Annotated in this window: 14 protein-coding genes; 12 read left to right on the top strand and 2 right to left on the bottom strand. The window is 59.6% G+C overall.

Annotated features, from left to right (window positions below; genetic code table 11):
* Positions 1-261: 261 nt before the first annotated feature.
* Positions 262-1203 carry a lipid A-modifier LpxR family protein gene (locus tag ACR0J4_RS06380; protein WP_170640670.1) on the top strand — a complete coding sequence of 314 codons (942 nt, stop codon included), beginning with the start codon at positions 262-264 and terminating at the stop codon, positions 1201-1203.
* Between the two features lie 36 nt (positions 1204-1239).
* Here the strand turns inward: ACR0J4_RS06380 and rpe are convergent, their stop codons facing one another.
* Positions 1240-1929, bottom strand: a complete 690-nt coding sequence (rpe, locus tag ACR0J4_RS06375; protein WP_170640668.1) for a ribulose-phosphate 3-epimerase — start codon at positions 1927-1929, stop codon at positions 1240-1242.
* Positions 1930-2097: 168 nt separating this feature from the next.
* Between rpe and phnC the strand changes: the two genes are divergently transcribed.
* From phnC to ACR0J4_RS06350, 5 genes are all read left to right on the top strand, one after another.
* Positions 2098-2919: a phosphonate ABC transporter ATP-binding protein gene (gene phnC / locus ACR0J4_RS06370; RefSeq protein WP_170377510.1), complete on the top strand. Its 822-nt coding sequence runs from the start codon at positions 2098-2100 to the stop codon at positions 2917-2919.
* 69 nt (positions 2920-2988) lie between these two features.
* Positions 2989-3891 carry a phosphonate ABC transporter substrate-binding protein gene (phnD, locus tag ACR0J4_RS06365; RefSeq protein WP_170377512.1) on the top strand — a complete coding sequence of 301 codons (903 nt, stop codon included), beginning with the start codon at positions 2989-2991 and terminating at the stop codon, positions 3889-3891.
* A 66-nt stretch (positions 3892-3957) separates the two neighbouring features.
* Positions 3958-4839 carry a phosphonate ABC transporter, permease protein PhnE gene (gene phnE, locus ACR0J4_RS06360; protein WP_170640666.1) on the top strand — a complete coding sequence of 294 codons (882 nt, stop codon included), beginning with the start codon at positions 3958-3960 and terminating at the stop codon, positions 4837-4839.
* Positions 4836-6194, top strand: coding sequence for a phosphonate ABC transporter, permease protein PhnE (gene phnE / locus ACR0J4_RS06355; protein WP_170640664.1), 1359 nt, complete (start codon positions 4836-4838; stop codon positions 6192-6194). Before phnE (ACR0J4_RS06360) ends, phnE (ACR0J4_RS06355) begins: the two co-directional genes overlap by 4 nt.
* Before the next feature lie 16 nt (positions 6195-6210).
* A complete protein-coding gene (locus ACR0J4_RS06350; protein WP_170640662.1) occupies positions 6211-6825 on the top strand; it encodes an LbetaH domain-containing protein in 615 nt (204 codons plus the stop codon).
* A gap of 70 nt (positions 6826-6895) precedes the next feature.
* On the opposite strand, the gene phnF is transcribed toward ACR0J4_RS06350, so the two are convergent.
* A complete protein-coding gene (phnF, locus tag ACR0J4_RS06345) occupies positions 6896-7606 on the bottom strand; it encodes a phosphonate metabolism transcriptional regulator PhnF (RefSeq protein WP_170640660.1) in 711 nt (236 codons plus the stop codon).
* Between the two features lie 103 nt (positions 7607-7709).
* On the opposite strand from phnF, the gene phnG reads away from it, so the two are divergent.
* From phnG to phnK, 6 genes are read left to right on the top strand one after another with little or no spacing between them, the layout of a single operon-like run.
* Complete coding sequence (gene phnG / locus ACR0J4_RS06340; RefSeq protein ID WP_480668333.1) at positions 7710-8168, top strand: phosphonate C-P lyase system protein PhnG; 459 nt, start codon at positions 7710-7712, stop codon at positions 8166-8168.
* Positions 8168-8743 carry a phosphonate C-P lyase system protein PhnH gene (gene phnH, locus ACR0J4_RS06335; protein ID WP_170555784.1) on the top strand — a complete coding sequence of 192 codons (576 nt, stop codon included), beginning with the start codon at positions 8168-8170 and terminating at the stop codon, positions 8741-8743. The genes phnG and phnH overlap by 1 nt, the downstream gene beginning before the upstream one ends.
* Before the next feature lie 3 nt (positions 8744-8746).
* The gene (locus ACR0J4_RS06330; protein ID WP_170640658.1) at positions 8747-9838 is read left to right on the top strand and encodes a carbon-phosphorus lyase complex subunit PhnI; all 1092 of its coding nucleotides are present in this window, start codon (positions 8747-8749) and stop codon (positions 9836-9838) included.
* On the top strand, positions 9835-10431 hold the full coding sequence (locus ACR0J4_RS06325; RefSeq protein WP_170640656.1) for an HAD family hydrolase: 597 nt from the start codon (positions 9835-9837) through the stop codon (positions 10429-10431). Before ACR0J4_RS06330 ends, ACR0J4_RS06325 begins: the two co-directional genes overlap by 4 nt.
* Complete coding sequence (locus tag ACR0J4_RS06320) at positions 10428-11288, top strand: alpha-D-ribose 1-methylphosphonate 5-phosphate C-P-lyase PhnJ (RefSeq protein WP_170640654.1); 861 nt, start codon at positions 10428-10430, stop codon at positions 11286-11288. The genes ACR0J4_RS06325 and ACR0J4_RS06320 overlap by 4 nt, the downstream gene beginning before the upstream one ends.
* Positions 11285-12055 (top strand): phosphonate C-P lyase system protein PhnK, encoded by a 771-nt coding sequence (gene phnK / locus ACR0J4_RS06315; RefSeq protein ID WP_170377532.1) that lies wholly within the window; start codon positions 11285-11287, stop codon positions 12053-12055. Before ACR0J4_RS06320 ends, phnK begins: the two co-directional genes overlap by 4 nt.
* The last annotated feature ends 15 nt before the right edge of the window (positions 12056-12070 follow it).

Genomic DNA, 12070 nt, shown 5'->3' with positions numbered 1-12070 from the left:
CGGCGCCGGCGTTGTGTCGAAAATCACTGAATAAGTCGCGCAAGCGAATGATCAGACGGAAAGGGCGTCCCTCGGGACGCCCTTTTTTTGTCGCAGCCTATGATCTGGAGGTTCTCAAGGCGTTTCTGATGTTGCTTTTTGGTCGCGGCTGATTGCGTTTGCGCACGAAAATATTGTTGAAATTTAAACCTTTGCTTACGGTTCTTGAAAAACGTATCGCGCCTGATGACCAGCAGGGCGTGAAGATGAAAGGGGACGGCAATGAAGATATTCTGGGCACTTGTCTTCATTTGTGTTCCGCAGTTTCTGCTCGCACAATCCTTGTCCCCCACGCCCCAACCATCAGAGCCATCAAAGCGAGAGTTGATCGGCTTCGGCTGGATGTTCACGGATGATCTGATTGGTGATGATCATGACCGTTGGCAGACATCGTCTCTGAACTTGTCGTGGATTCTGGCGCGGGGCTGGAGCGGGGAACTGCCAGAAACCTTTGGGGACGTGATCGAGATTCGGGCGTACACGCAGATGATATCTCCCGAGGACCTGGTTACGCCAAACCCGCAGGACAGACAGTATGCCGGGATCCTGTCGCTTGGTGCGTATACGCATTTTCAAAGACGTAGTGCGCAGTTCACTGTTGGCGCTGAATTGGTGGCCGTAGGGCCGCAAACGGGCGTGGACAGCCTGCAGACCGAATTTCACAAGCTGATCGGAAGCACGCCACCGTCGCGGGCGGTCCTGGATGAGCAGATTTCCAATGATTTTTATCCCACCGTTGTCGCGGAATTCGGGCGAGAGTGGGATTGGGGCCGAAACACGCGCCTCCGCCCATTTGCCTCTGTGCGGGCCGGAGACGAGACTCTCGCTCGCGTTGGAGTGGATGTGACCTTTGGACAAGTGGGACGGTCAGAGCTACTGATCCGCGACAAGATCACCGGGCAGCGCTATCGCTCCATGCGGACAGGGCCAAAGGGTGTCAGCGGTGTGTTCGGGTTTGATGCAGCCTATGTGGCCGACAGTGCATATATCCCGAATTCCGGGATAGTCAGCCTCAAGCACGAACGGTATCGCGCGCGGCTTGGTCTGAACTGGGAGGCCAAATACGGAACTCTGTTTTACGGCGCAACGTATCTTAGCGAAGAATTCAACCAACAACCTGAAGGGCAGGTTGTTGGATCATTGAGTTTCAAGATCTCGTTCTGACCTTTTGCGGCTGAGATACAGCGGCGGCCAATAGCATTACTTCAATGCAGATTCCGCAGCCGCCCGAACCGAAGCGATATTCGCACCATAGACGTCAGGTTGGTCAACTGACCCGCCCTTGAACACGGCCGATCCCGCGACCAGCACATCCGCGCCTGCTGCTGCGACCAGCGGGGCTGTGTTTGGGTCAACACCGCCGTCAATCTCGATATGCACTGGGCGGTCTCCGATCATCTCGCGGAGCTTGCGGACTTTGGTGGTCATGTCGATGAACTTTTGGCCTCCGAAGCCCGGGTTCACTGTCATGACGCAGACCAGATCGGTGAGGTCCAGCAGATGTTCGACCGCCTCGGCAGGGGTGCTAGGGTTCAAGGCAACACCGGCCTTCATGCCCGCGGCGCGGATGGCTTGCAGGGTGCGATGTGTATGCGGGCCTGCCTCGACATGGGCAGTCAGTATGTCGGCACCCGCATCGGCATAGGCCTGGATGTAGGGATCGACCGGCGTGATCATCAGATGCACATCCATCACTGTTTTCACATGGGGACGAAACGCTTTGACCGCCGGAGGACCGAAGGTCAGGTTTGGCACGAAATGGCCATCCATGACATCGACATGGACCCAATCGGCACCCTGGGCCTCGATGGCCTGAATTTCAGCTCCGAAATTGGCGAAATCGGCGGACAGGATCGACGGAGCGATCTTGATGGAACGGTCAAAGCTCATGGCGGGCCTCATGCAGGAAACTGGGTTGCGGGCGCGTATAGCCGGGAATGAGCCTGAAGGGTAGGCCCTATGGTACGGGCTGCGGTGTTTACAAAACTTTCACTGAACCGACACATATCCTTTGATTGCAATCCGTAGCTACCCGCCAACACGAATTGGGGGTGGCACGTGCTGCACATCAAAAAATTGACCAAACGCTTCGGCGAGAATGTCGCAGTGGATACCGCAACGCTGGACGTGGACAAGCCATGCATGATCGGCATCATCGGTCGATCGGGTGCGGGTAAATCGACGCTGTTGCGCATGATCAACCGTCTGACGGATGCCAGCGATGGCGAGATCCTGTTTCAAGGCCGCGACGTGACTCAGTTGAAGGGTCGTGAAAAGCGCGCCTGGCAGGCCGATTGTGCGATGATCTTCCAGCAGTTCAACCTCGTGCCCCGTCTGGACGTGGTGTCGAACGTGTTGCACGGGACGCTGAACCGCCACTCGACCCTGGCTACGATGTTCAATCTGTTCCCGATGGATGAGGTCCACCGCGCTATCGACATCCTCGATCGTCTGGGCATCGCGGAACATGCGCCCAAGAGGGCCGAGGCGCTTTCGGGTGGTCAGCAGCAGCGCGTGGCCATTGCCCGCGCCCTGATGCAGGACCCCAAGATCATTCTGGCCGATGAACCGATTGCCTCGCTGGACCCGATGAATGCTCAGGTGGTGATGCAGACCCTGCGCCGCATCCACGAAGAGGACGGCCGCACCGTCATTGCCAACCTGCACACGCTGGATACTGCGCGCCGCTATTGCGACCGCGTGGTGGGTATGCGCGACGGGCGTATCGTCTTTGACGGTCTGCCCGAACAACTGACCACAGGTGTCGCCCGCGAGATCTATGGCGCCGATGCCAGCTTCTCGGAAGAGGCAACCTCAACCGAGATCGAAACCCTCGACGCCACACAAAAGGCCCTGATGGAAGCCGAAGCGACCGTCTGAGCCACCCCTACCCCTTTCATCGCCCGGCCCGATGAGAGGTCGGGAACATCAAACTGGAGAGAGAGACAGATGAAAAAACTAGTTGCTGCCCTTGTTGCGACCACTGCCATGGCCGCGCCTGTAATGGCTCAGGAGATTTCCGAGCTGCGTATCGGTATTCTGGGCGGTGAGAACGCTCAGGACCGTCTGAACAACAACGAATGCCTGCGCGTCTACACCGAAGAGGCTCTGGGCGTTCCGGCCAAGCTGTTTGCCCCTGCCGACTATAACGGTGTGATCCAGGGTCTGCTGGGCGGCACCATTGACGTAGCCTGGCTGGGCGCGTCGGGTTACGCGAAAACCTACCTTTCCGACCCCGAAGCGGTTGAGCCGGTTCTGGTCAAGGTCAACACCGATGGCGGCTACGGCTATCACTCGATCGGTTTTGCCCGCAAAGACAGCGGCATCACCTCGTTGGAAGACATGAAAGGCAAGACCTTTGGCTTCGGCGATCCCAATTCGACCTCGGGCTACCTGATCCCGTCGATTGAAATCCCTGCCGCAACGGGCGCGACCATGGATTCGGGCGACTATTTCGGTGAAGTGAAGTTCACCGGCGGTCACGAGCAGACCATCGTTGCCGTGAACAACGGCGACGTTGATGGCGGTGTGACCTGGGCCGACGGTCTGGGCGAATGGGAAGACGGCTACCAGTCGGGTGCTCTGCGCCGCGCGGTGGACGCCGGTCTGATCGACATGAACGATCTGGTGCAGATCTGGAAATCCGAGCCGATCCCGGAAGGTCCGGTTGTTGTCCGCAAGGCGCTGCCTGCCGACGTCAAAGCCAAAGTGACCGAGCTTTGGGACACGCTTTCGGAAAAAGACCGCGATTGCTTCTACGGTGTGGCTGCGGGCGAAGCCAAAAGCTTTGATCCGATCACCCACGACGCCTACGAAATCATCATCGAAGCGCGCAAGCTGAAGTCCAACTAAACCTGTCTCTTCTATTCGCGGGGTCCGGTTAAATGCCGGACCCCGTTTTCCACTCAGGAGCATTCCATGACTGACCTTTCGGCAGGGTCCTATAGCGTCGATCAGATCCGCGACGACTATACCGCGATGACGCGGCGCAAACGGGTCTATGGTGGTATTCTCCTGATCCTGTTCGTCGCCCTGATGGCGGCGGGCTTCCGCACGGCTGATGAGCGCAATGCAGGCAGTTTCACAGATGGCTGGCATCGGATTCTGGACTACCCGTCCGAGGTTCTGTCCGAGGCGTGGGAAAAGATCGCCGAGATGCCGGCCAATCTGGTCGAATTCTTCCCGGCCCTGATCGAGACGATCAACATTGCCGCCGCCTCGACCCTGATCGGGACGATTGCGGGCACGTTTCTGGCCCTGATGGCGACGCGGGGCATGGCGCTTTGGCCCTCGTTGATACCGCTGTTCCGTCGGATCTCAGACATCTGCCGCGCGATCCCGGAAATCGTGATTGCTCTGGTTTTGATCTTCATTCTCGGTGGAGGGCCAGTGCCCGCGATGATCGCCATTGCCATCCACACGGCTGGCGCTTTGGGCAAGCTGTTCTCTGAGGTGAATGAAAACGCCTCTCTGAAACCGGTTGAGGGGTTGCAGTCCGTCGGGGCCAACTGGTCACAGCGCATGTATCTGGGCGTGATTCCTCAGGTTGGCCCGAACTATGTCAGCTACGCTTTGCTGCGGTTCGAAATCAACATCCGCGCCTCGGCCATCCTTGGTTTTGTCGGTGCCGGTGGCCTGGGCTACGAGCTGCGCAACGCCATGTCCTGGGGGCAAGGCCGCTACGATGAGGCTGCGGCCATCTTCATCCTTCTCTTCGTTACTATTGTGGTCGTTGATCAGATCTCGGGCTATCTGCGCGACCGCCTGACCCACGGGTCGGAAAAAGGAGCCTCGGTATGAGTACCTTTGCCACCGATTTGTCGATTGACGACCTGAAGGCCGAAGCGGACCGCCTGTTCAGCCGCAAGCGCATCGTGAATTTTGGGCTGCCGGGGCTGGTTGCCCTTTATCTGATCTACGTATTCTTCGCCTTCGACGTTCCGGGCCTGACCGAGCGGGCCAACTGGGAAAACGGCAAGACACTGGTGGCGGACAGCTACAGCTACAAGACCCATATCGAACGCGATAACCGCACTGGTGAGGTCTCTGCCGCGATTGAGGGTGAGCGCAAGGGAAGCTATCCCGACGGCACCGCGCCCGATTGGGTCGCGCTGGGTGAGACCACGGTGATTGATCTGGAAGACGGTCATGTGGTGCGTTTCGGCCCCGAGACGGTCGAATACGACATCCCCGGCTATGGCACCGTGCGCGCAACCCCCAGCCGGTCGACCGGTGTGCAGGCCGAACTTCCTGCCGGAGAGGTTCCGGACTGGATCAATGTCTCCAAGAACCGTCTGGCCATCAAAACCGATGCAGGCCGTCTTACTGTCACCCGCAACCGGTCCGAGGTGTTCCGCTACTTCACCGGGTGGGAGCTGTTCTGGTTCACGCTCGACAGCCCCTACTACGGCAAGTCCTTCCCCGAGCTTGTGAGCCTCGCAGCATCTGGTGAGGCAGGCGCGATCCTGAATGACTTCTGGACCAACAAGATGTGGCGGCACCAGGACGTGGCTTGGGCGATTTTCGAGACGATCCTGATGGCGTTCCTCGGCACGCTGGGCGCGGGTATGATTGCTCTGCCCTTGGCCTTCTTCGCGACGCGGAACTTCAACCCGCTGCGCTCGGTCCGCTTTGCAACGCGGCGCGTGTTTGACTTTGTACGAGGCGTGGATGCGTTGATCTGGACCGTGGTTCTGGCGCGTGCTTTTGGCCCGGGACCGCTGACAGGGGCCCTGGCCATTCTGGTGACCGATACCGGAACCTTCGGCAAGATCTTCTCCGAGGCGCTGGAGAATGTCGACAACAAGCAGATCGAAGGCGTCCAGTCGACCGGGGCCAATGCGCCGCAACGCTACCGCTTTGGGGTGATCCCGCAGATCACTCCGGTTCTGCTCAGCCAGCTTTTGTACTTCCTTGAATCCAACACACGAAGCGCGACGGTGATCGGGGCGATCACCGGAGGCGGGATTGGTCTGTTGCTGACGCAGGCGATCATCACACAGAAAGACTGGGAAGAGGTCGCCTACTACATCGTTCTTATTATTCTGATGGTGATGCTGATGGATTGGTTCTCGGGCTGGTTGCGCAAGCGGCTAATTCAGGGTGAAGCCGGCAAAAAGCGCAAGCCGCGCGGCGCGGCCAAGCTGCAGTCCTGAGCGGATGGGGAATACGATGACGCGCCTGCGCTCTGATCAGCCTTTCATCCATCCAGACTGTCAGATCTCGAACAGCAGCTTTGGCGCCTATGTCGAGATCGGCGCCGGGACGCGGGTCGCCAATTCGCGGTTCGGTGACTACTCCTATTGCGACCGAACCTGTGACATTGCCAATGCCGAGATCGGCAAATTCGCCAATATCGCCAGCTTCACCCGGATCGGCGCGACGGATCACCCGATGGAGAAAGCCTCGCTGCATCATTTCCTGTATCGCTCAGCGGATTATTGGGAGGATGCCGAGGACGATGCAGAGTGGTTTGCCCATCGCGCTGGGCGACAGGCGTCGATTGGCCATGACACTTGGATCGGCCATGCGGCGATCATCAAACCTGAGGTGACGATCGGGCACGGGGCGGTTGTAGCGTCCGGTGCGATCGTGACCAAGGATGTCGCCCCCTACACGATCGTTGCAGGGGTGACGGCGCAACAGATCCGACGGCGTTTTTCCGAGCAGGTGTCGGAGAGACTACTGGCTCTGGCCTGGTGGGATTGGAGCCATGACAGATTGCGCGACGTGCTGCCGGATTTCCGCGCATTGCACATTGAGGCGTTTCTGGAGAAATACGAGTAACCTTCCCGCGCCCGCATGTGCATCGGCTACGCCGATACTCATTGGCGGGCTTGGGCCCAGCGCCCCCTTGTCAGGTCTCGTCCAGCGTTAGGGTTACGCGCTCACCGGCGAAAACGGTTTTTCCATACTCGACCGGTTGCCCTTCTGTGGTCGCGTTGATCCCCAGAGAGTGCAGGATCGGTGCGCCTTCATTAAGGTTCAGGTGCAGCGCCTGCGTCGCTGTGGCAGCGCGGGCCGTTAGCCGTGTGGATGTCCGTATGAAATCCTCGATACCGCAGAGTTGAAGCGCCTTGGTGACGGATTGGGTTTCGGTCAGGTGGGTGAGAATGTCGGGCAGTCTGAGCGCCGGAAAGACGCTTTGAAACAGCGCAATGGGCTGACCATCCGCCAGAGACAAGCCGTCATAAACATGAACTGGATCGCCGGGCTGCAAAGCCAGTGCTTCGGCTTCGGCCTCATCCGCAGCGCGGGTGGTCAGAGACAGGATGCGCTTGCCCGGTATCTTGCCGCTGGCGGAAATGCTCTTGTGATATCGAACTCGTTTGCCAATCGGATAATCCGTTGGCCGCGCGGTGACAAAGACACCGGCCCCGCGGCGAGGCTGAACCAACCCTTGCTCTACCAGCTCGGCTAGCGCGCGCCGGACCGTATGGCGATTGACTCCGTGGGTTGCCGCCAGCTGCGCCTCGGTCGGCAGCCGGTCACCCGTGCCAAAGCGTCCCTCGGCGATATCTGAGGTCAAGCTGAGTGCGATGCTCTTCCAAATCGGTGTTTTGCTCATGTCATCAAAACTTCACGGTCTCATGGATTGCCTAACAGGCGGATGCAGGCTAATATTTGTCTAGTTGTATAGTTCTGATAGACAACCGCGACAAGGGCTTTCGATGACAGAACAGATGAAAAGCAACGGGATTACGCGTCAGGAGTGGATGGGCCTGCTGGCCCGAGCCCCCGAGGATGCGATGATGCTGCTTTGGGATAGGGTGGCGGATCGTCCATCGTTCAAATGGCTGCGCAGCCCCGAGATTGGCGGTGTGATGGTGCGCGGTCGTGCAGGCGCTATCGGCGCCCCATTCAACCTGGGTGAGATGACGGTCACGCGCTGCTCACTGGCGTTGGAGGACGGCACCGTGGGGCATGGTTACGTTCAGGGCCGCTCCAAGCCCAAGGCCGAGGCTGCCGCACTGATCGACGCGCTAATGCAGACCGACGCGGCAGATCATCTGACCGAACTGGTGATCACGCCGCTCAAGACCCAGATGCAGGATACACGCAAGGCGCGGGCGGCAAAAGCGGCGGCCACCAAGGTCGAGTTCTTCACGCTGGTCCGGGGAGAGGACTGATGAACGCACAATCGCACTTCTCAGGTGGGTTTCAGGACGCCCCGCGCGATGCCGCGCACGCGTTTCGCGCTGCGATGACCGTGATGGCGCGCCCGGGTGAGATCAGAACGCTGGTCGGGGCAGAACCTCCGGCACCGCTATCGGTCGCGGCAGGCACCCTGCTGCTGACGCTATGTGATGCGGATACAGGGGTTTACCTGGCGGGCGCGGCAGATACGCCAGACATGCGCCAATGGCTCGGGTTTCATACAGGTGCGCCGATAGTCGAGGCGTCGAAAGCGGATTTCGCCGTGGGCCGCTGGTCTGACCTGATGCCTCTGAGCGACTACCGGATCGGCACGTCCGAATATCCTGACCGCTCGGCCACTTTGATTGTTGAGAGTGATGCGCTCGCGCCGAACGGCGCGGTTCTGGGTGGGCCGGGAATCAAGACCACGACACGTCTGTCGCTACCGGATATCGCGGCACTGCAGGGCAACGCGATGCTCTACCCGTTGGGCTGTGACTTCTTCTTCACCTGCGGGGATCAGGTCGCAGCCTTGCCGCGCAGCACGCAGATCAAGGCCGAGGGGTAACCAATGTATGTAGCCGTCAAAGGTGGTGAAAAGGCCATCGAAAACGCCCATGCCTGGCTGGCCGAAGAGCGCCGGGGCGATACCGACATCGCCGATCTGGGCATCGCGCAAATCCGCGAACAGCTAAGTCTTGCCGTCAATCGGGTCATGGCCGAGGGGTCCCTGTACGACCCGGACCTCGCGGCGCTGGCGATCAAGCAGGCGCGCGGGGATCTGATCGAGGCGATCTTTCTGATCCGCGCCTATCGCACCACGCTGCCTCGGTTTGGCTATTCAAACCCGGTCAAGACTGGCGACATGGTCTGTGACCGTCGCGTCTCGGCCACGTTCAAGGACGCGCCGGGCGGGCAGGTTCTGGGGCCGACTTTCGACTACACCCATCGCCTGCTGGATTTCAAACTGGCCGCCGATGGTGAAATTGCCCCCGCGCCCGAAGGCGACGCCCGACAGGAACCGACACCGCATATCATCAGCTTCCTCAAGGGTGAGGACGTTATTCAGGACGAACCACTCAGCGAGGACGCACCGGGCGACCTGACGCGGGAGCCGATGGAGTTTCCCTCGAACCGCCCTCTGCGCTTGCAGGCTCTGACCCGCGGGGATGAGGGGTTCGTTCTCGGCATGGCCTATTCAACCCAACGCGGTTACGCCCGCAATCACGCTTTTGTCGGCGAATTGCGGATCGGCAAAGTAGCGGTCGAGATGGACATCCCCGAGCTAGGTTTCGCCATTGAGATCGGCGAGGTTGAGCTGACCGAATGTGAAACCGTTAACCAGTTCCAAGGCTCCAAGACCGAACCGCCTCAGTTCACCCGTGGCTATGGTCTGGTCTTTGGGCAGTCCGAGCGCAAAGCGATCTCGATGGCTCTGGTCGACCGGGCATTGCGTTGGAAAGAACTGGGTGAAGACAACCTGGGGGCCCCCGCGCAGGATGAGGAATTCGTCCTCAGCCATGCGGACAACATTCAGGCCACCGGGTTCCTCGAACACATCAAGCTGCCGCATTACGTGGATTTCCAATCGGAACTGGAACTCGTGCGCAAGCTGCGCCGCGAGGCGGAAGAACGCATAGCACCCAAGGAGGCTGCAGAATGAAAGCGGTGGTTTTTGATATCGGTGGCGTCCTTGTCGATTGGCAGCCGCATCTGGCCTGGGTCGAGGCGCTGGGGTCGGAAGACGCCGCCCATGCCTTCATCGAAAGGACAGATTTCCTGGCACGCAACGCGCGCGGCGACAATGGTGAGCGTTTCGCCGATATGGCGCAGGAGCTTTCTGACCCGCGCGATCAGGAGCTGTTCGCAGCCTATGTCGACCTCTACGCCCGCACGGTCGAAACACCGATCCACGGCACGTGGGACGTTCTGGACCGCCTGAAGACGCAAGGCACGCCGGTCCACGCCATCACCAATTGGTCGGCGGAAACATGGCCCGAGGGGCTGAAGGTTCAACCACGGCTGGGCGAGGTCTTTGGCACGCTGGTCGTGTCGGGCCAGGAGGGCGTGATGAAACCCGACGCGCGGATTTTCGAAATCCTCTGCGAACGTTCCGGCCACGCGCCCGAAGACTGCGTGTTCATCGACGACGGCCTGCACAATGTCAAAGGTGCACAGGCAGTGGGCATGGACGCCATTCACTTCACTTCGCCACAGGCTTTGGATGCCGCTTTGACTGAAAGAGGTTTGCTATGACCGAGTACAACTTCGCCTATCTGGATGAGCAGACCAAGCGGATGATCCGCCGGGCGATCCTCAAAGGGTTGGCGGTTCCGGGGTATCAGGTGCCCTTTGCCAGCCGCGAGATGCCGATGCCCTATGGCTGGGGGACCGGCGGTGTTCAGGTCTCGGCAGCAACGCTGACGCCTGACGATACGTTCAAGGTGATTGATCAGGGCGCAGATGACACGACCAACGCGGTGTCAATCCGCAAGTTTTTTGAAAACACGGCCGGTGTTGCGACCACGGAAGAGACTGAGAAAGCCACCGTCATCCAGACCCGCCACCGCATCCCCGAGGCAAAGCTGACGGAGGATCAGATCCTCGTCTATCAGGTTCCGATCCCTGAGCCTCTTCGTTTTCTCGAACCGCGCGAGACGGAAACGCGAAAGATGCACAGCCTGGAGGAATACGGGCTGATGCATGTGAAGCTTTACGAAGATATCAGCCAACACGGTGCGATTTCGACCTCATACGCTTATCCGGTCAAAGTGTCGGATCGCTATGTGATGGACCCGTCGCCGATTCCGAAATTCGACAACCCGAAGCTGGAGATGGACGCGATCCAACTATTCGGCGCGGGGCGAGAACAGCGAATCTACGCGGTGCCACCCCATACCAAGGTCGTCAGTCTCGATTTTGAGGACTACCCGTTTGAGGCCTCCAAAGCTGATCACCCCTGCGACCTGTGCGGGGCCGAGGACAGCTATCTGGACGAAGTCATCATGGATGATGCGGGCAATCGGATGTTCGTCTGCTCGGACACGGACTACTGCCGGTCGCGCCGTGAGGCGGGCCACCAAGGCCCTATGACCAGAGAGGACGCGGCATGACTCCGCTGTTGCAAGTTAAGGACATCGAAAAAAGCTACGGTGCCCGGATCGGATGTACGGATGTCAGTTTTGATCTCTATCCGGGTGAGGTGATGGGGATCGTTGGCGAAAGCGGGTCGGGCAAATCGACGTTGCTGAATTGTCTGGCAGGTCACCTAGAACCCGATGCGGGGCAGGTGATCTTTGACACCCGCGCAGACGGTCCGGTCGATACGGTCACCATGTCCGAGCCCGAGCGGCGGATGCTGAGCCGCACGGATTGGGCCTTTGTTCATCAGCACGCCCGCGATGGGCTGCGCATGTCGGTCAGTGCGGGCGGCAATATCGGCGAGCGCCTGATGGCCGTCGGCGATCGTCACTATGGCGACATCCGCGACAAGGCGATCGACTGGCTCGGTCGGGTCGAGATCAGCGAGGCTCGGGTCGATGATCGCCCCACTGCGTTCTCGGGCGGGATGCAGCAGCGCCTGCAGATCGCGCGCAATCTGGTGACGGGGCCTCGACTGGTGTTCATGGATGAACCGACCGGAGGGCTGGATGTTTCGGTTCAAGCGCGGCTTCTGGACCTGTTGCGCGGATTGGTGCGCGAGATGGGTTTGAGCGCGATTATCGTCACCCACGATCTGGCCGTTGTGCGCCTGTTGGCCGACCGGCTGATGGTGATGAAAGACGGCCATGTTGTGGAAACCGGCCTGACCGATCAGGTGCTGGACGATCCGCAGCACGCCTATACACAGCTGCTTGTGTCCAGCGTTCTGCAGGTTTGAATATTTGGGAAAAGA

This window comes from Ruegeria sp. B10, from assembly GCF_056539825.1.
Note: the sequence above shows the minus strand (reverse complement) of the source record. Positions and strands in the feature narration are given on the sequence as shown.

Excerpts from the sequence above, each read along its gene's own strand:
- phnD (WP_170377512.1), top strand. The coding sequence starts at position 2,989 with ATGAAAAAACTAGTTGCTGCCCTTGTTGCGACCACTGCCATGGCCGCG.
- ACR0J4_RS06330 (WP_170640658.1), top strand. The coding sequence starts at position 8,747 with ATGTATGTAGCCGTCAAAGGTGGTGAAAAGGCCATCGAAAACGCCCAT.
- phnF (WP_170640660.1), bottom strand. The coding sequence starts at position 7,606 with ATGAGCAAAACACCGATTTGGAAGAGCATCGCACTCAGCTTGACCTCA.
- phnK (WP_170377532.1), top strand. The coding sequence starts at position 11,285 with ATGACTCCGCTGTTGCAAGTTAAGGACATCGAAAAAAGCTACGGTGCC.
- rpe (WP_170640668.1), bottom strand. The coding sequence starts at position 1,929 with ATGAGCTTTGACCGTTCCATCAAGATCGCTCCGTCGATCCTGTCCGCC.
- ACR0J4_RS06350 (WP_170640662.1), top strand. The coding sequence starts at position 6,211 with ATGACGCGCCTGCGCTCTGATCAGCCTTTCATCCATCCAGACTGTCAG.
- phnG (WP_480668333.1), top strand. The coding sequence starts at position 7,710 with ATGACAGAACAGATGAAAAGCAACGGGATTACGCGTCAGGAGTGGATG.
- phnE (WP_170640666.1), top strand. The coding sequence starts at position 3,958 with ATGACTGACCTTTCGGCAGGGTCCTATAGCGTCGATCAGATCCGCGAC.
- phnH (WP_170555784.1), top strand. The coding sequence starts at position 8,168 with ATGAACGCACAATCGCACTTCTCAGGTGGGTTTCAGGACGCCCCGCGC.
- ACR0J4_RS06380 (WP_170640670.1), top strand. The coding sequence starts at position 262 with ATGAAGATATTCTGGGCACTTGTCTTCATTTGTGTTCCGCAGTTTCTG.
- phnE (WP_170640664.1), top strand. The coding sequence starts at position 4,836 with ATGAGTACCTTTGCCACCGATTTGTCGATTGACGACCTGAAGGCCGAA.
- ACR0J4_RS06325 (WP_170640656.1), top strand. The coding sequence starts at position 9,835 with ATGAAAGCGGTGGTTTTTGATATCGGTGGCGTCCTTGTCGATTGGCAG.
- ACR0J4_RS06320 (WP_170640654.1), top strand. The coding sequence starts at position 10,428 with ATGACCGAGTACAACTTCGCCTATCTGGATGAGCAGACCAAGCGGATG.